Origin of the sequence: Arthrobacter sp. efr-133-TYG-118, from assembly GCF_030209755.1 — a bacterium.
GTDB lineage: Bacteria > Actinomycetota > Actinomycetes > Actinomycetales > Micrococcaceae > Arthrobacter.
Map to the genome: position 1 here is coordinate 26,290 of NZ_JARVRH010000030.1, position 18,363 is coordinate 44,652.

Genomic DNA, 18,363 nt, shown 5'->3' on the forward strand with positions numbered 1-18,363 from the left:
TCGAATCAGCTGGGCCGAGCAATAGCCGGGTCAGCGGACGAAAGTTCCAATCGAGCCGATCCGCCGATGTGGCCGGCGGGGTTCCCACGTCGGCAGTCCCGTCGGTTTTCCACATACGCCAGGCCCCCACCTGGCCACCTATGGTGCTCCGCTGGACCAATGCTCAGCTACGAAGACATCATCTTGCTAGGCGAGGAACGCGTCGTGGTCATCCAGGAAAACAAGGATGGCCATTGCCGGTGCGGCCAGGTCTGGCGTTAAGCGGCATCTGGCAAAGAACGTCGTCACGTTTAATCGCGTTGGTGACCGGGCAAGGATTCGAGTCGTGAACTTTCGGGCTGCGTAGGCACGAACTGAAGATCGGAAAGAATCCGCACCGTTGGTCTAGTGGGATCTATCCTTCGGGGTTCGGAGCTCTGACGGGACCTTGTCATCGACCATGCCTGGGTTAGGCGACGGCAAGTGCCGTTCGTCTATATCGACTGCGTGGCGGTGCCATCCTGATCCCGTTTCAAACCTTGCCGCCCAGACTCGCCAGCCCCACTCAGGGCGGCGCACTGCCCTTCCCCGGAACCAAACCGAGGTGAGTCCTTCGGGGAGAACCAGGTCACCAACGGGCTCGGCCTGGCCGTTGTCGAATTCATCCGAGAGCCGGTAGAAGTAGTGTTGGACCTTGTGGCTCCGGCCAAAGAGGAAGAGGTGCCGCTCATCCGCTGGTTCAGCTTGGAGCTTCTCGATGTTTTCCAGCGCCCAGTCTTCCGCCAGCAATTCTGTGCAGAGCTGATCGAGCTCGTTCAAGCGCAGTGGACCGGAGCCGCTTTCTGACTGTGGTTCGCCATCTCTCTTGGCTTGTGCCCACTTCTTCAAAAGCTTATGGGCCGGAGGCGAAGTGATCTCAACGATGCCGCGCTGTGCCTTCGCGCCCGTACTGGCCCAAGCGCCATCAGGTTTCTGGTTGCCTGCGCCTGCGTCCGCGAGATGGATGTCAACGCCAAGGACATTCTCCATGATGAGGAACGCGATTTCTTCCCCACGGCTGGCCTTGGCTCCGGTTGGATTGCTCATTCTTTGAACTATAGCGAGGCTCAACCACGGAAGTATTGGCGAGCTACTGTTACGCACGCTCAACGGTGCCGAGCCTTCTTATCGCCCGTAATAGGGAGCACGGCGGAAGCCGTCGGATCGTCGCGCATGGCTCTCAGTTCCACCGTGAATCGGACGCCCACCTCGCATTGAGCTTGAGGTACCTTTTTCGGTGAACCTGAAGCGGCAGAGATGCGAACGCTTCGCGTTTCTCTTACTTGTATGCGGCAAATATGAAACTGCGATCGTGCTCAGCCGTAGCGTGGGTATTGCGACTGAAGACGTCCCTTTTAGCTAGCCACACCATGACAGAATTCGTAGAAGTAGGAATTCTGGGACAGTTGCTCCCTGAAAGGATCGGCATCATCAGATGGCGGTCCACAGAGGGCAGCAGACCCCAACCAGGTGCTGTCAAGAATGGCCAACCGATCAGGAGAGGCGTGGCAGTCAGTGCTTAAGGACATGCGGTTCACTTTTGGAAACATCCAAGTCGATGAAGACGGCTACTGCTGGTTGCTGAATGGCGTCGAGCGCAGAGATAGGAACGACGCGCTCGACATCGTGGAAAGCGACCTCAAAGACATCAGCGCTACACACCTGCGACAGATGTATCGGAGACTTCAGAAACATCAGGGCCTAGATTACCCACTCTCCGATATGGTCATCCACACGGGAGAGATATCGTCAGAGTTTGACCTCCGAGATCTTCCGGACCTTCCTACCTCCGACGTGAAATTCTCGCTTGAGGAAGGGGAAATTCTGCTGGTGATCGACTGTTATCTATCGATCCCAAGCTGTGACGACGAGGGCAGTCAACCGCACATAACAGCACTAAACGCTCCTCCCCCTGGCCTCGACGTAGCAGTGCTGACCGCGCCACTTCTCAGTAGGAAGCGCCTATCACTCGTGGACGTCGACGCGTACAACTACTCCGACGATTTCTGGCAGCTTTCAGTGAAGATCGGATTCAACCCACGTTCTCGCATGTTGTCCGATCTCTACTATGACGCCCTGGAGGTCAAAGCCTTGGTCGAGGCTTCGGCCGGCGGCGTGACACACAGGACGGTCGCCGAACTGATACGAGGCGGACACGTCAAAGCTTTGCTCGGTCAACCTGAGGGTGACTGGCTTGAGGCGAAAAGCCAGCACGCTGACTTTGATTCCGAAATCGGAAAGATCCGCTTGGCCCAATGGGTGGCACAGTTTGCAAACACACCCGCGGGCGGAGTCGTCGTTCTGGGACTGGCCACGAAAAACCGAGGCAACGGCGACGTGATCACCAGGATCACGCCCTTGCCCCGTCAGCCAGGGGTCCGCCGGAAGTATGTACAGGTCCTGGATACCAAGGTGATCCCGCCGATAGAAAACCTTCGGGTCGAAGTAATAGCCCACGAGGAGAGCGATCTGGTTCTAATAGAAGTGCCTCCGCAAAGCGAGGAAAACAAACCCTTCCTCGTTCATGGTGCTGTCGTTGAGGGTAAGGCCCAGGGAAACTTCTTCTCAATCGTGCGCCGTCGGAACGACGAAATGGCCTCCACACACCCGGCTAACGTTCACGCCAATCTGACCGTCGGACGTGCCTTCCTGCGACGAGGTGAGCTACCAAGAAATTAGCCGCGGAATGAAGTCATTCGTTGACGCAGAGCCGCAGGTTCAGGTCCTAGGGTTCGGGTCACTGTTCCAAAGATCATCGGCGGCGAAGCACCGATGTGTACGCTCGCAGGTCCGTCATTCCTACAAAGTCGAAGCCGGGAACCACATGCAGGTCACATTGCCTTCGACATACTCCAGTTCCATGAACCTGCTCAAGGCCACCAACGATTGGAAAACACCCATGGCTTACGACTACAAACGAGAGATCTTGCACGATGCGTACCAGGAAGAGCACCCCGTGCGAAACTTTCTACGCTATCGCCAGGTCGCCAAGGCCAAGAACCAGGACTGCGACAAGCTCGCGTTGGCCGACGAGCTCGCCCAGGTTCGAAATGCCGGCCATCTGGCATCGGCTGAAACGCTCAACTCCTTCTTCATCACGTACAAGGCCGCGCTCAAGCTGAACGAGTACCGATTCACCGGCACCGGCGATGCGGAAGTTGAGCACCTTATCAAGCTCTACGACGAAGGCGCACATGCTCAGGTAAATGTTCTGTTCGCTCGCTTTGCTGTGCTTACTCACACGCGCGGAAACTTCATGCTGGTACCCGTCTACAAGGATGCAAAAACAAGCAGGAACGTGAGCCTGAATCAGCATCGAGGCATGTCGGGCACTATCAAGGACTACTGGGATCGCACCCTCTCAGGAATCAAGAACGGAGAGCTCAGCTCGTTCTTCGGTGACAACCTGGTTGCGCAGCAATTCAACATTGCAGCGATGCCCGGTGGCTTCGCTGAATACGTCGAGCAGAACCGGCTCGAATCCTACATCGGCGCTGACGGCGAAGTCGCACCGTTCTGGCCGGGGCACCTGTCGCCTGGGACTAATCCGCTTCCGCAGACTATGGCGGAGGTGGAAGCGTTCCTTACGAGCGTCTGCAGCGCAATCGAACAACGCGAGCAGGAGCTCGGGCAGTAAGCCGCACGCGGCTCAGAACTAGAGCTCTATCGCTGCCCTCGTTAGCTTCGGTCGGCGCGGTAGATCCATCGGAGTGCGTCGGGAAGGAGGACGCCCCCGTGGTTGGGGCTGTGGTTTCCGTCGCCCTGGACGAATCGGAAGTCGTACCCTGCTTCCGCGAGGGCGGCTGCCACCCCAAGATTGTTGGCAAGCCAGTTGTGTTGGGGCTTGTTCCAGTTCAGGTCACGGTGGCCGGCCTGCATGAAGATCCGCACCGGTTTCACCGGTGTAGTGGGGAGTAGCTCGGGGTAGGGGTTGCCGCCGGGCATTTGCGCGAAGCTGGACGGGAATCCTATGACGCGGCGGAACTTGTCGGGGCGCAGCCATGCGGCTGTGAAGGCGCAGTTGCCGCCGCTGCTACCGCCGCAGATTCCCCAGTCGGCCGGGTCTTCCGAAATTGCGTACCGTTCGGTGACCTCCGGGATGATTTCGGTCAGGAGGAACGTGGCATAGCGGTCATCGAACGCGTCGTATTCGGTGTTTCGGTCCTTCGGATTCTCAGCACCAACGAAACTCCAGGGTCGACGAAGACCCCTATTGTGACGGGGATGTGGCCTTGGTGGATGAGGTTATCCAGAACGATGCCGGCGCGGAATTCCCCTTCCGGATCCAGATACAGGCTTCCGTCTTGAGAGACCATCAATGCTGCGGGTACTGCGGGATCGTACTGAACCGGCACGTGCACCCAGAATTCTCGTGAGGTCCCGGGATAGATTGCGCTCGCATTCCATTCAAACTCCAGTGTTTGGCCGGCAGGTACGCCTGGCTGCCACTTGGAGTCCGGACCTGGAGGTAGCGGATATTGGATTGGCTACACGGCAGCGGGAGGTATGGCACTTCAATGATCACGCTGGAAGACTACGGCACCCCCAGACGACCTTGGATATGCTCCACCGCCGGTTGATGTCATCCCCCGCTAAGGGGCCCTCTCCGCAATTCAATCCCGGCTACTCTCTGTCTTGTGGATATTCCATATCAGCCTCATGGGACCGGTTTCGATGCCTTGGACGAACTTGACCGTGTCGACTGGAGCCGGCTGGAGCACTGCTACGGACGGGGCGTCGTTTCCTTTGGCGTTGATGGCGACCTGTCACTCGCCATCGCAGGCGACGTGAAGCGGTCTCTGGCCGCCCTTCGAACTGATCCTTCCAGGGCAATCGGTGACGGACTTTATTCGAACATCTGTCACCAGGGCACGGTTTATCAAGCAACGGCCCATGCCGTGCCCTTCATCGCAGCTGTCGCGGCCGGCGATATCCCGGACGGCGTACGCGTACCACTGTTAGTACTCCTGGGCGAGATCGCAGTCGGCAGGAGCTACGTAGCTTCCGACGGGTCCAACGCGGGGTCGCTTGGAGACCAAGTGGACGTCCTCGTCACGGAATCGCTCGCCGTTTCAGTGAAGCGTCTTTCGACGATCCGAACGCCCAGACTTGTCGCATTGATCCAAGCCATCCAGTCTCTTCTTGTCGAATCGACGGACGACGGCCGCGATGCCGTCGAGTCCGCCATCGACCTTGCAATCGCGCCCCCAGCCACTCCCTAGGATGGTGCCGCGGACGCCGGCCGGCCCATCTACGCCGCGGCTCCCCTACCGGTTTCCTGCCGCTGTGCTGGACTGGCACAATGCTTAGCTACGAAGACATCATCCTGCTCGGAGAGGAACGAGTCCTCGTCATCCAGGAACACAACGACGCCAGCTGCTGGTGCGGCCAGATCTGGCTTGAGCCGGAACCGGCTGGGAACTTCGCCACGTTCCACAGCGCTGGCGACGCGGGTTGGTTTGAAGTCGCGACCCCGCTCCTGCGGTCTGCATTGGCACGGACCTTAGTATCCAGCGACAACCAGCTTCCTGGAAGATTACCCTCGGAGTCTGCCGCCGTCTACGGCGCTTCGGTGCAACATTTACGAGAAGCAACCCAGAAAGCGGCGGGGTGTTCTGCAATTATTGACGCATGATCACCCCTCGCTTCGTCGTTGTGAGCAAAGACGCATGGCCAGTCAAGACAGCCGGTACATTCACTCTGGTCGTCGACATGTGGGACGACCTCCATTACAAGACCAGTTACACGCTCCATTACGGCACGGGAGATTCGACAATTGAGATCGGTGCCGTCAAGATCGCGGCTCGAGGAATGAGCGAGGGCGACCCTCACACAAAGTTGCCGCGCGCGTTCAAACAGCTCAGCCCCGAGTTCTACTCACTCGGACAGGACCGCGAATACTACGTAGCGCTCGCGAACCTCCCAAATGACATCGGCCGCCCAGCGCTTCGCGCGCTACGTGACGTCGCTGAAAACCGTGCCATCTTCGACGATGTGCAGGACGAGCCCGCTTTCGAAACCTCAGTTCTCCGTTCGGTTCCGAAACAAACTGTGGCCGTCCAATTCAACCGAATCATTGAGGGTCGAGCACCACTGACACCGTATCGATTCAGTTATTCGCGCTCGTCTGTCTCGACCGCTCCACCTCTCTGGCTCGAGTTCGGAGTTCATCTCGGCGTCATGCCACCGACGAATGTTCATGTTCTCATCGGCACTAATGGCGTGGGCAAGTCACGCTTGCTTCGCGATTTCCTTAAAGCGGCCAGCGGTTCAATCGGGGCCGACGGAACGTTCCAGGACGAGTTGGGGTCTGACTTTTCTGCCGGCGGGCAAGATGTGCCGTTTGCGAACGTCGTGCACGTAGCCTTCTCTGCGTTTGACCGCGACAATCTGGAGCCACTCGGTGACGATGTGGATGTTCATCAAGTTGGCTTGTCGAGCGGGGCTGGGGACCCGCTCGACGCCCAGTTCGCCAAAAGTCTCGTCGTCTGTTCCAAAGGCCCGCGACGCGATCGCTGGCTTGCGGCCGTTAAGACGCTCGCAGCTGCGGATGGGATCCTTGCGGATGCAGACCTCGACCATCTCATCAGCTCTGAGGATGCTAAAGCAGTGTTCGCCTCGATGAGTTCAGGGCACAAGATCGTCCTTTTGACGGTGACGCGGCTTGTCGAGCTTGTTGAGGAGCGTTCACTCATACTTATCGACGAGCCCGAGACGCACCTCCATCCGCCACTCTTGTCGGCATTGACCAGAGCGGTCTCCGATCTCGTGATTGACCGCAATGGAGTCGCAATCATTGCCACGCATTCACCAGTCGTGCTGCAGGAAGTGCCGCGCTCGTGCGTCTGGATGCTACAGCGGAGCGGGGATGATCTTCGTGCCTCCCGGCTTAGCACAGAGACGTTCGGTGAGTCAGTCTCCCGCCTCACTTCTGAAGTCTTTCATCTTGATGCCAACCGGACCGGATACAACCATGTACTCCGCACGCTACTCGACCAGAACAATAGCTCAGCAGTTCGGGTTATGGACGCCCTTGGAGGACATCTGGGCAGTGAGGGACGCTTCGTTTTGAGCGCTCTTGAATACCACCAGGACGAAGACCTTGTATAGCTTGAATCCTCCGTCAATCAACGCAGCGGACGCCTACTCAGCCGCAGTGAAAACAATCAAAAAGAAGACGCTTCGCGCGGCCTATACTGCGGCTTCACCGACAGTCCAGACAAAGTGCGATGCCTTCGAAGTCCTCGCTACGAACGGTCAGTTTGAACTCGCAGAGAGCAGCAAATTCGACATCGCAGGGCTCCTTGACTCGGCAATGGTCGAGCTTTACGACAAGCAATTTAGTCGCAACCAAGGCACGGCGGCGATCCGCAATGGCATCAGAAACGCGGCAAAGAATGCACTCTGCCCCTACTGCGGCGAGGGCTACGCATCAGAACTAGATCATTACCTACCGAAGACCCAGTTTGCTGGGACGACCGTGCATCCGGCGAACTTGGTGCCCGTCTGCAGCGACTGCAATTTCGAAAAGCGTGCGTACAAGCCCGGCCCTGGCAAGCCTGCAGTGCTCCACCCCTACTTCGACACTGCCTTCGACCTTCCATGGTTGACCGCCACTGTCGTCAGCGGTCCGGTCGGGACACCAGTCGTTGATTTTAAGGTGGGCCTCTCCCAGCCATTCCCAGAGCTTGAGGCCCGACTGAACCAGCACATGACGGTTTTCAAGCTCTGGAAAAGGTTCGGCACGTGGGCCGCTCAATCTCTGGACAATTTCGAAACGCTCCTGAAGACCGAATATGGCCAACCCATGACACGGCAGCGAGCCCGCGAACACCTTCGGATAACTGCGTTACAACAGTCAGGCGGCCGCGTGAATTCCTGGGAAGGAGCAACGCACATAGCCATGCGCGAGAGCAACTGGTATCTCTCAAGCTACCTGAAACTTGCGTGAAGAACTCGACTTGATGAAGAAAACATGAGTTTGGCTTCCCCTTGATCGAGGCGCGAACTCCGTCCGGGTAGCACGCACGTGGCTCCTTATCGAGGTGACTGATAGGGCGATGCCACGGCCAGTTGTCCTCGCCAACACTGAACCATGTCCGGAACGGTCGAGTTCATCGAGACAGCCGCCTAGTTCGCCCACTGCACGTCGGTTTTCCACATACACCAGGTCGCCCCTTCTGGCAGCCGGCCCCTGATGCTGCACTGGACGCATGCTCAGCTACGAAGACATCGTCTTGCTCCGTGAGGAACGCGTCTTGGTCATCCAAGAGCACGAGGATGGCCGCTGCTGGTGCGGCCAGATCTGGCGTTGAGCGGCACCGGGCCAGGAATGTCGCCTCGTTCATTCGCATTGGTGAACGGGCAGGTTTCGAGTCGTGAACCCCTCTCCTTCGGCCGCATAGGCACGAGCTGACGGTTTCCTGCGTGCGGTGGACTCTTCATTAGCTTCCTGGTCTTCGGCTCCTTCAAGCCATGCGAGGACCTGTATGACGGTGTGGGCCGGGCGTGGCGCTCTGGAGTACACACGGATCTCAAGGTAGTTCTCGTCGTCTATGCCTAGACTGGCCAGCTCATCTTCTCGAAGACGCACGACCGTGTAGCCGGCAGCCAGCAGGTCCACGGACTTGCGGCGGTCCACCTCTGCCTTCCCCAATGGCGAGTGCCAGTAGAAGCCGTCATACTCGATCGCGATTTTCCGATCGCCGTACTTGGCGAGGATGTCCACTGTCCAGGTTTTTCGAGTCGCGAAGGCAGGGTCCCTCAGGGACGCGCCGGACCGCACTCTGGTGAAAACCTTCTTGCACTCGGCGAGATGCTCAAGCTCGACCTTGGATTTTCCGGTTTCCCGGCATTCCGGACACTCGGCACCGGCGTACCGGGATGAGAGGGGAGCTTCCCAGAGGTGTTCGGGGTTCACCGAGCACACCCACTTCGGCGTGAATGATGTCGACGCGGTAGGGCGGAAGTGCCATGCGCTCAAGGGGTTCTCCGGGCTCCACTCAGCGGCCAAGCCTGGATCCACCCAGGCCAACGAGCCGAGGATCGTTTCACAGCGCGGGCAGCGCAGGCGAAGGTACTTGTCACGATCCCTGACGGGGTCTTCCCACTCGTACTCGCAGCAATCAGCTCTCCACCAGACTTTTCTCTTGGAATCGGGACCTACATTATCGGGGGTCCATCTGGGGCCGTTCTTCGTGGGGTGCCACTGGCTGGCGATTTCGGGCAGCATCTGCCGCAGGGTCTGCCCGCCCTTCTGTCTGGTGGCGTTGCGGCGACATGACGGACAGCCCGACCTGAGGTAGGTCAGCGGGGTCACCCGGGGGTGATGTCCCTCGGGGCAGGCGAACCTTCGGAGGTCCCCGGAGGCCACCATCACGGTCGTTGCTTCGTCTTCGTCGTCCCAGGCGGCCAACAGCTCAGGCAAGTCGCTTACAGGGGTCTTCTCGTAGCGTTCGTACTCCTCATGCCTTCGCTGCCGGCATTGCGGGCAGTCCGGAAAGCTCGTCATCTCGTAAACTGCGGCGGGGAATTTGTGTCCGCATTCGGGGCACACCCAGTGGCAGACACGTCTGGCTCGCACTGTCAGGGTGTTGAAGTCTATCTCGTCGTTGGCGTCATGGTCCCACCATCGCAGGGCCTCATTCTCGGATTCGCACAGGAGGTCCTTGTGTTTCCCCTTGCTCGGACTGGGGGTACTGGCCGACTTTCCGTTGCGCCGGCAACTGCAGCCCCAGCCGATGTCCCCCGGCCGCATTGCTTCTTGTCGCCCGCACCGCTTGCAACGAGTGATGAGCGTATACTCGGGACTAGCTAGGGGCGTTATTTCTTCCACGGCCTCAAAGCCGTTGGCCTCCAATAGCTCGATCAGCCGCTCTCTGCTGACCGGGCCTCCTGGGTAGGCGATCTGTGTTGCCCGGGCCGCCCAGAAGCAGCGACGGCAGGAAGGTTCGCGCCTGCTACTTAGCTCAAGGAGGTACTCGAGGCGATAATCGCATTCCGCGCCGCAGGTCAGGCACCGCGTGCGCCAGTATTCGTTTCTCCCCGGGAATGGAACAGCGGGCTCCAAGCCCAGCCCGGCGAGGATGTCGTCCAGACAGTCAACACACCATGTTGGCTTTGACGTCGTCCTGAAGGCTGCCGGCCTGCCGCAGCCTTCAGTTGAGCAGAGCTGTTCGCGTGCTGCCATGAGTCCCCCACTTAGATCTGAACTGCCATTGTTCCAGAGCGCCGACGAATTGTCGGGAAGGGCTGGCGTCCGAAGGTTCTAGGCCAAGGTAAGCAGATAAGTAGCCGGCCGTTGAGAAACCGAACAGCCGAGGTAGCCGACAGCCAGCCACGGCTCACTGGTGCGCCAGCATCCTGATAAAGTCATGCCGCAGCGGTTCGAGCTAGGCACGACCTGGGAGGGAAACAAGTGGGGCTAGGTTCGTGGCTTCGTAAGGCAATCGGAAAACAAAATGCTCGGCAAACGGCTCCTGAGCAGGGAGTTCCAAACCCCCCAAAAATGACGCTGGGAATTACTTTGCAGTTCAGCCCGTGCGTGGAAGTGGCTGGCACAACCACCTTCGCCAAGGACGCCGTTGCCGCCCTGGTCGACCGCAAGGGACTTGGAGAACGTGGCTACTACGAAGGCCAGGCCCAGCTGCAGCGGGACACCGCGAACCCCGTCGATCCTCAGGCCCTGGCCGTCTTGGTGGAGGGCCAGAAGGTCGGCTGCCTTCCGTCCTATGCCGCGAAAGACTTAACCCTGCCGGCCGGTACCAGCGAGCGGGTCCGCTACCAACTGCACATCCTGGGCGATCAGAAGCTGCTGGCCAAGGCCTACGTCTGGCTCGGCGATGGCGACCCGGAATGGGCACACGCACGGGAGAATCCGCCGGCGCTAACGTCCCGGGAGCGGATCAACAGCTAGCACACCGAGAAATCAGCGATGGTCCGCGAAGCCCTGCAAGGCGGTGGCGAAAGGGCGCAGCAGTTCAAGCGGTGCATGGTCGACGGCGTCCATTACCTCGAGCTCATTGAGCCGATCAAGCAGCTGAAACGTGAAGGACGCCTCGAAGAAGCCCTCGTCCTCTGCTACAAAGCGATCGAAGGGGCAGAGGGTGACGCCGGACGTGGAATGCCCGCGCCGGCGTATACGGAGCAGGCGGCAATCATCCACCGCAAACTCTCCCAAAAGGAGGAGGAGATCGCGGTGCTGAAGAGATGGCTGGCCCGCTGTCCTAAGGCTCAGCGCGACGGCACCCGACCCCACCGACCCGGTCATTACCAGGGCAGATGCACTCATGGCCAAAACGATCATGCGGCCATCTCACGGAGCAGCCATGAACGTGTAGCAGGCCACAAACGGTGGCACACAAGGGAAAAGAGGAGGCTCAGTGCAAACGATCCGGCCCGCACCCCGGAAAAAGCCTGGCATTGCTTCTGAAAGTCATGTTGCCTACCATCGCACGCGCGATGAACGAATAGCAGGCTACGAAAGCGCGGCCGTCAGACACAGAAAACGGAGAACCCAATGGACAGAACGCGGATCACGAAAAAGCGACACGCGCCCACTCAGCCGCGGTCCTGTTGCCACCTGCTGAACGGACCATGAACAAGTGAAGGAGCACAAGCCGCGCTGTACAGCGGCAGAGGAAGAAGGACTAGATGCACAAACATACGACCGGCAAGAAGAGAACCAGGACCGATTTCGCTCAGGTCATGTCGTCAAAGATCCGAATCGCCATGAAGGTACAGCAAGCCACAAAAACGCCAACCCACCCCGAGGAAACAGAAAGCCAATGCGCACGATACGACTCCAAGAAAACAAACCCGGAATCTGTTCGGTTCATGTCATGTCGCCCGGACCAGGACCGCCCATGAAGGAGTGATCATCACCCAAACAGAGGACCACCGAAAACAAAGGAGGACGCCGGCCACGGCAACGGCCACCACCAAAACTCCATAATCCTGTGCACACACATAAGTATGATTTGTACACACTCAGGGACCTAATAGGCCTCTGAGCAGGGAAAACACGTGCCCGAGGTGGGACTCGAACCGCATTCCGGGCCTTGAAAACAGTGGGAAGTCCAGAAAACATGCCGAGTACGAGGCAGTCCGACCGATGTACGGGCCAGTCCGAAGGCAAAAGTGTTGACAGTGTCAACACACGGAGGCCTGTGTCGCAGCACTGATGAACTGGCTAGACCCAACCCACAACATCACGCTCTTGCAACGCAACGCGGCCACGGACACTTTCGGCTTTGCTTCTGGCTCGGATCGAACAACAGAGGACCAGATTGCAGAGCATCAAGCCCGCCTGCACGAGCACGAACTGCAGCGGCAACGCTGGTACGCCGCGCAACTTGCAGGCAGTCAGTCTGTGGATCCCGAAACCCATGTTGAACCGCGCACAACAAACGAGCAAGGAGGATCTTTCATGAAACGCTGGCTCGCACCCATCGCCATCGCAGCAGGACTCGCCGCAGGCGCCGGTCCGGCTGTTGCCGCCGCCACGCCCACGACGGTCGACTTAACGTTCACCTACCCCTGTCCGGGCTTCAATGCCACGCTTCACGCCACTGGCAAGGGCGGAACCATCGAATTGCCGGGTGATCGGCTAACCTTCACCGGTCCTGACCTAAGGCTCACGGTCACGGGTCCCACGCTGAAGTCGGTGGCCTATGTCATCACCGGGGCGACCCACGTTCAGATCCTGCCCGACGGCAGCCAGTACGTCACCGCGACGGGACGGAACGTCATTCTGGTTCCTGAGGCCAACGGACATCCTGCGGGGCTGTTCCTCACGGTCGGCACCGTCAGCTGGACCCTCAATCCTGACGGGTCGGAGAATACGTTGTTTTCCGGCAACGGCAGGGTAACCGACGTCTGCCAGCTGGTGGCGCCGTAACCCCGAACAAGCGCGGGCGCCCCCGGGGATGGCCGGGGGCGCTTTCCGCGTCGGAGTCCGCCAGTCTCCGGCGGGCACAACAGCTCATTGGTTGGTGCAACAGAAGGCGCGGACTTGCATGTTAAGGTGCCGCGCGGGGTCGTAGTTCCATGGCACGAATGGGGCAGCGCCCCCGGGCAGTCAATGCTGCGATCCCGCACCGACGGCCGACCGTCCGACGGAGGCCATCCCCTGCATCGGTGGCACATCGAAAGGCCGACGCACGCGACGGAGAGTGGAAGATTGTCCGCGAAGCGGAGCAGGACTGGTATGCGGGTGGACAAAATGTGGAACAGGCTGATGCTCCTTGGCCACTGGGCGGGTTCTCCGCGCAACCAGGGCGCTCCACGCCGGCCTCGCCCACGATTCTCCTGATCACGGTCCCTCCTCTTCAGAACCTCATGGGCTGAAACATGCGGTCGTTTCGCCGCTATGGACTCCGCGAGGAGAGAAGGACATCATGAAATCAAGCGTGAGGATCCCATTTCCTGAGGCGTAAATGGAGGCGGTCCCGCGCGTTGGAGGCGTTAGGCATGCCCGGTAAATCAGTGCCAGTGATGCACTCCGGATCAACTGGTCCGGCCCAGGCGGACGATCGTTTCCTCGCTGACTATTACCAGCATGTCGATCCTGAGGAGCTCCTCGCCTACGCGGGTGAAACTTTGGAGAGTCGTGCACGGCACCATCTTGCGCTCGCCTCGGCGCTGCCTCCGGGGACGTCAAGGGTGGATGTCCTCAACGAACCACATGCCAGTGTGGTGTTCGTGGTGGCTGAAGGCGCACTGCAGGTGGTTCACGCTGTGACCGCGGAGCTCACCCGCGAAGGAGCGACCGTCCGCCTGCTCGTCCATCCCTCGTTCCAGGTTCTTCGGGATCCTGCAACCCATGAGCTGCTCGAGCTCCGCCATGCACCGGAGCGCGCGGGACTTGGCCCCGAGCTGCCCGATTCCGGCGCCAAGGAGACCTGGGTTGCGGTTGAAATTGGCCGGCTCCCGAGATCCTCGAGCGCCGCGGACGCTATCGCGAATATCCAAGGGGTTCTTGCCGATGTCCGTGCAGTCACCGAGGACTCCCCTGCCCTGAAGGAACAAGTAGCCGCCGCCCTCGACTCCTTGACTGCCTTCCCGCTCGGCTGCGTACCTTCAACCGGACAACTCAGGGAGCTCCTGCTGTGGCTGGACCGGGGGAACTTCACTTTTCTGGGATACTGCGAATATGGGTTGACTGCAGAGGAGGATGGGCCGGCTCTTCGACTCCGTCCAGGTACTGCTTTGGGCCTTTTGCGCAGGCAGAATCCCCCGCTCGACTCCGACGAGTCCGCGTTGAGGGGATCGCAGGTTCTCGCGCTGTACACGTCCGGCCGTCGATCCTCGCTGCCTGAACCCTGCTACCTGGACGAAATCCGTCTCCCGACGCTCAGTACGTCCGGAGTCGTCGATGGGGAACGCAGGTTTGTGGGAGTTTTCGCGCAAGGAACGGCGGATGAGTCGGTACGCCGCATTCCGGTGGTCCGGGACAAGGCTGCCAGCGTGCGTGACAGGCTCGGTTTCGCCTCTGGGTCAAGCCAAGAGAAGAAACTGCTCGCCGCGCTGGATTCGCTCCCTCTCGAGGAACTGTTCGACATCGAGGAAGACGAACTGACCCGGCTGGCGGCCGACATCCTGCGGCTCCACGAAAGCCATGAGACAAGGCTGCTCGTACGCTTCGACAACTACGCACCTTTCATGACCGCCCTGATGTTCCTTCCGCGGCGCCGCTACAACACCGCCGTGCGGCTCAGGATCGAACAGGCGCTCAAAGATGCCTTGGAGGGCTCACCCCTTGAGTCCGAAATCCGCCTCACCGAATCGTACATGGCGCGCATCTTCTTCCGCGTCCTTCTGCCCGCCGGCGCAAAACCAGAGTCCATCGGCCCGGATGCACTGGAGCGGACACTGATCAATGCCACCCGGACATGGGCCGAGGGACTCGACGAAGCCCTGCGCGAGCGCATGCCCTCCGAACAGGCCACCAGGCTATCCGCGCTCTGGAACGATGCATTCCCTGCCAGCTACCGGGCAGATTTCGAGGTCGAAGATGCCATTGAAGACATCGAGAGGTTTGAACAATACGATCTGGATGGCACCGGCGGCCGGCCCCTGAACGACCCCGTACTGGCCGTCCGCGCCCGTACCGATGCCATGCACGCCGAAGTCGAGGACACCCGGATCCGCCTCTACCTCACCGGTGCCCGAAGCCTCACCCAGTTCCTGCCGTTCCTCCACAACCTGGGCCTCCAGGTACTCAGCCAACGCCCCTTCGAGGTCCTGCGCGGCAAGACCCTGCCGCTGTTTCTCTACGACCTGGGCGTGACCTACCCGGCAGGCGTCGATCCATCCCGAACCAGCTCCCTGCTCGCGGATGCGTTCGGAGCGGCCATGCGCGGGGACACCGAATCAGACCGCTTCGACGCACTCGTCCTGCAGGAAGGCACGGAGTGGCGGCAGGTCGCGATCCTCCGGGCCTATGCCAAGTACCTGCAGCAACTGGGAACCACCAACTCGTACGACTTCATCGCGGACTCGCTCCTGGCCAACGCGACGGCGACCGACGCGCTGCTGAGCCTCTTCCGAGCCCGCTTCCACCCAGGGCTTGGCATCACACGGCGGCTCCGGGATACCAGGGCCGCACGCGCGTCGGTGGCCGGGGCGATCGACGCCGTCGCGTCCCTGGACGCTGACCGGCTGCTGCGGACCTTCCTAAGCCTCATTGAGGCGACGACGAGGACCAACTTCTACCGCGACCGGCCGTACCTGAGCTTCAAGCTCCAGCCGTCCCGCCTTCCGGGCGCCCCGTACCCACGTCCGAAATTCGAGATCTGGGTCTATTCGCCCCGGGTCGAAGGAGTGCACCTTCGCTTCGGGCCGGTGGCACGCGGAGGCCTGAGATGGTCGGACCGGCGGGAGGATTTCCGTACCGAAGTCCTCGGGCTCGCCAAGGTCCAGATCGTGAAGAATTCCGTGATCGTCCCGACGGGCGCGAAGGGCGGCTTCTACGCGAAGCACTTGCCTGATCCCATAGCGGACCGCGCCGCGTGGCTCGCGGAAGGCATCGAGAGCTACAAGGACTTCCTCCGCGGGCTCCTCGATGTCACGGACAACCTGGTCCCGCCCGACGTCGTCGTCTCCCCTGACGCCGGTGCACGGGGCCAGGTGGGGCGCGTCGTCCCGCCCCGGAACGTGGTTCGGCACGATGATGACGACTACTACCTCGTGGTGGCTGCGGACAAAGGCACCGCGGCGTTCTCTGACATCGCCAACGAGGTCGCCAAGGAGTACGGCTTCTGGCTCGGCGACGCGTTCGCCTCGGGCGGGTCGGTGGGCTACGACCACAAGCAGATGGGCATCACCGCCCGGGGCGCTTGGGCCTCCGCGAAACAGCACCTCAGCGAACTCGGGATCGACTCCCAGCGCGACGACTTCACCGTCGTCGGGATCGGCGACATGAGCGGGGACGTGTTCGGCAACGGCATGCTCCTCTCGGACCACATCCGGCTCGTGGCCGCCTTCGACCACCGGCACATTTTCCTTGACCCCGCCCCCGACCCGGCATCCTCCTTTGAGGAACGCCGCCGCCTCTTCAAGCTGCCCCGTTCGTCCTGGGCCGACTACAACCCGGGGTTGATCAGCCCCGGCGGCGGAGTGCACCCGCGCACCGCCAAATCGATCGCCATCAGCCCGCAGGCGCGTTCGGCCTTGGGGTTGCCCCCGACCGCGACGGCGACGACCCCGCCTGAGCTGATCCAGGCGATCCTGCGGGCCCCGGTTGATCTGGTCTACAACGGCGGGATCGGAACCTACGTCAAGGCCGCCGCCGAAACCAACACGGAGGTGGGCGACAAAGCCAACGACGGGATCCGGATCAACGGCATCGAACTCCGCGCAAGGACAGTCGTAGAAGGTGGCAACCTCGGGATGACCCAACGGGGACGGGTGGAGGCGGCGCTGAACGGAGTTCTGCTGAACACCGACGCCGTCGACAACTCCGCCGGCGTGGACTGCTCCGATCACGAGGTCAACATCAAGATCTTCATCGACCGCATGATCGCGGCAGGCAAGATGGCAGCCGGCGAACGCGCCGGGTTCCTGCATTCGCTCAGCGACGACGTGGCACGCCTGGTGCTCAAGAACAGCCGTGACCAGAACGTCCTGCTCGTCAACGACCGCGCCCTGGTACAAAACTGGAGCCCGGGCTTCGACGTCAACTGGAGCCCGGGCTTCGAACGGACCATGGACTGGCTCGAAAGAGCCACCGACCTGGACCGGGACCGCGAGGCATTGCCCACCACAGACCAGCTCCGTGCACGGCTGCAGGCCGGCAAGGGGCTCACTTCCCCTGAACTGTCCGTGCTGGCCGCCTACGCCAAGATCGCACTCGCCAAGGAACTGAACAACAGCGACGTCGCCGAGGATCCGTGGTTCGAGAGAGTCCTTTCCAGCTACTTCCCTCCCCAGATCACGGACCGCTTCGGAACCGAGCTCCAAACGCATCCCCTGCGCCGGCAGATCATCAGCACCGTGCTCGCCAACGACATCATCAATCTGGGCGGGATTACCTTCGCCTTCCGGGCCATCGAGGAAACCACCGGAAGCGCCGCCGCCCTCGCGAGGGCCTTTGTGGCGGTGCGCGAGGCCTTTGACATTCACTGGATCACGGACTGGATGGCAGGGCTTCCGCCCAATGTTCGGGCCGAGCATGCGGCGGAACTCGCCCTGTATGTGCGGAGGATGTTGGACCGGGCGACGCGCTGGTACCTGACCCATGATCATCGGGACCAGCCAGTGGAACAGGCCCTCGGCAGGATCATGCCGGCCATGGACCTCCGGCGGAACCGAACCGCGGTCTATTTGCGCGGCGACGACATAGACCTCGGGCAAGACCTTCTGACACACTGGGAGGCCATCGGGATCCCGCCGGACATTGCGGGACGCGCATTTGAGGCAGTCCTGAGCTTCACTTTGTTGGACATCTCGCTCATTGCGGAGCAGATCCATGAGCCCATAGAGCGCATTGCCGACCTCTATTCCACCGTATTCCAGCGCATCGGGGCCCTGAAGTTGCTTCTGAGAATCACCGACCTTCCTGTGCAGAACCGATGGGAGACACTCGCCAGGGCGGCTCTGCGCGACGATGTGTATACGGCTGTGGCCGACATGACGATCTCGGTTCTGAGGACAACACGCAGCAGCAGTCCCGAGCGACTCGGTTCCACGGAACGGATCGTGGAATGGGAACGCGGGCACCAGGAGCAGCTCGCACGGATCAAGGACATTTTCGCCGAAGTCACCGAGCCCGGCCCGGTGGACATCCATTCGATCTCCGTCGCACTCAAGCTGCTGAGGATCCTTGTGCGCCACTGAACTTGCGGT

Annotated in this window: 14 protein-coding genes and 1 pseudogene; 10 read left to right on the plus strand and 5 right to left on the minus strand. The window is 60.6% G+C overall.

Translation table 11 applies throughout. The features are described 5' to 3' along the window. Nucleotides 1–384: 384 nt before the first annotated feature. Nucleotides 385–1,065, minus strand: a complete 681-nt coding sequence (locus tag QRN59_RS21055) for a hypothetical protein (protein ID WP_284984399.1) — start codon at nt 1,063–1,065, stop codon at nt 385–387. A 435-nt stretch (nt 1,066–1,500) separates the two neighbouring features. Between QRN59_RS21055 and QRN59_RS21060 the strand changes: the two genes are divergently transcribed. Both QRN59_RS21060 and QRN59_RS21065 read left to right on the plus strand, forming a co-directional pair. Further along, nucleotides 1,501–2,697, plus strand: a complete 1,197-nt coding sequence (locus QRN59_RS21060) for a hypothetical protein (protein ID WP_284984400.1) — start codon at nt 1,501–1,503, stop codon at nt 2,695–2,697. A gap of 181 nt (nt 2,698–2,878) precedes the next feature. Continuing rightward, nucleotides 2,879–3,655: a DUF6994 family protein gene (locus QRN59_RS21065; RefSeq protein ID WP_284984401.1), complete on the plus strand. Its 777-nt coding sequence runs from the start codon at nt 2,879–2,881 to the stop codon at nt 3,653–3,655. Nucleotides 3,656–3,696: 41 nt separating this feature from the next. Here QRN59_RS21065 and QRN59_RS21070 read toward each other — a convergent pair whose 3' ends face one another. Both QRN59_RS21070 and QRN59_RS21075 read right to left on the minus strand, forming a co-directional pair. Continuing rightward, nucleotides 3,697–3,963, minus strand: a complete 267-nt coding sequence (locus QRN59_RS21070; RefSeq protein ID WP_284984402.1) for an alpha/beta hydrolase — start codon at nt 3,961–3,963, stop codon at nt 3,697–3,699. 78 nt (nt 3,964–4,041) lie between these two features. Beyond that, nucleotides 4,042–4,152: pseudogene (locus QRN59_RS21075) on the minus strand (esterase family protein); the annotation flags it as partial. A 503-nt stretch (nt 4,153–4,655) separates the two neighbouring features. On the opposite strand from QRN59_RS21075, the gene QRN59_RS21080 reads away from it, so the two are divergent. The 4 genes from QRN59_RS21080 (at nt 4,656) to QRN59_RS21095 (ending at nt 7,969) form a co-directional block, all read left to right on the plus strand. After that, nucleotides 4,656–5,240, plus strand: coding sequence for a hypothetical protein (locus tag QRN59_RS21080; RefSeq protein ID WP_284984403.1), 585 nt, complete (start codon nt 4,656–4,658; stop codon nt 5,238–5,240). An 80-nt stretch (nt 5,241–5,320) separates the two neighbouring features. Then, nucleotides 5,321–5,653 carry a hypothetical protein gene (locus QRN59_RS21085; RefSeq protein WP_284984404.1) on the plus strand — a complete coding sequence of 111 codons (333 nt, stop codon included), beginning with the start codon at nt 5,321–5,323 and terminating at the stop codon, nt 5,651–5,653. Continuing rightward, nucleotides 5,650–7,128 (plus strand): ATP-dependent nuclease, encoded by a 1,479-nt coding sequence (locus QRN59_RS21090; protein ID WP_284984405.1) that lies wholly within the window; start codon nt 5,650–5,652, stop codon nt 7,126–7,128. Before QRN59_RS21085 ends, QRN59_RS21090 begins: the two co-directional genes overlap by 4 nt. Nucleotides 7,129–7,174: 46 nt before the next feature. Then, entirely contained in the window at nt 7,175–7,969 is a 795-nt protein-coding gene (locus QRN59_RS21095; RefSeq protein ID WP_284984406.1) for an HNH endonuclease, read from the plus strand. A gap of 393 nt (nt 7,970–8,362) precedes the next feature. Here the strand turns inward: QRN59_RS21095 and QRN59_RS21100 are convergent, their stop codons facing one another. After that, nucleotides 8,363–10,207 carry a zinc-ribbon domain-containing protein gene (locus tag QRN59_RS21100; RefSeq protein ID WP_350225253.1) on the minus strand — a complete coding sequence of 615 codons (1,845 nt, stop codon included), beginning with the start codon at nt 10,205–10,207 and terminating at the stop codon, nt 8,363–8,365. 318 nt (nt 10,208–10,525) lie between these two features. On the opposite strand from QRN59_RS21100, the gene QRN59_RS21105 reads away from it, so the two are divergent. After that, nucleotides 10,526–10,933 carry a hypothetical protein gene (locus tag QRN59_RS21105; protein WP_284984408.1) on the plus strand — a complete coding sequence of 136 codons (408 nt, stop codon included), beginning with the start codon at nt 10,526–10,528 and terminating at the stop codon, nt 10,931–10,933. A gap of 12 nt (nt 10,934–10,945) precedes the next feature. Here the strand turns inward: QRN59_RS21105 and QRN59_RS21110 are convergent, their stop codons facing one another. Further along, entirely contained in the window at nt 10,946–11,308 is a 363-nt protein-coding gene (locus QRN59_RS21110; RefSeq protein WP_284984409.1) for a hypothetical protein, read from the minus strand. Between the two features lie 1,137 nt (nt 11,309–12,445). On the opposite strand from QRN59_RS21110, the gene QRN59_RS21115 reads away from it, so the two are divergent. The 3 genes from QRN59_RS21115 (at nt 12,446) to QRN59_RS21125 (ending at nt 18,354) form a co-directional block, all read left to right on the plus strand. Beyond that, entirely contained in the window at nt 12,446–12,916 is a 471-nt protein-coding gene (locus QRN59_RS21115; protein ID WP_284984410.1) for a hypothetical protein, read from the plus strand. Between the two features lie 239 nt (nt 12,917–13,155). Beyond that, on the plus strand, nt 13,156–13,365 hold the full coding sequence (locus QRN59_RS21120) for a hypothetical protein (protein WP_284984411.1): 210 nt from the start codon (nt 13,156–13,158) through the stop codon (nt 13,363–13,365). Between the two features lie 147 nt (nt 13,366–13,512). Further along, nucleotides 13,513–18,354 (plus strand): NAD-glutamate dehydrogenase, encoded by a 4,842-nt coding sequence (locus QRN59_RS21125; RefSeq protein WP_284984441.1) that lies wholly within the window; start codon nt 13,513–13,515, stop codon nt 18,352–18,354. Nucleotides 18,355–18,363: the final 9 nt, after the last annotated feature.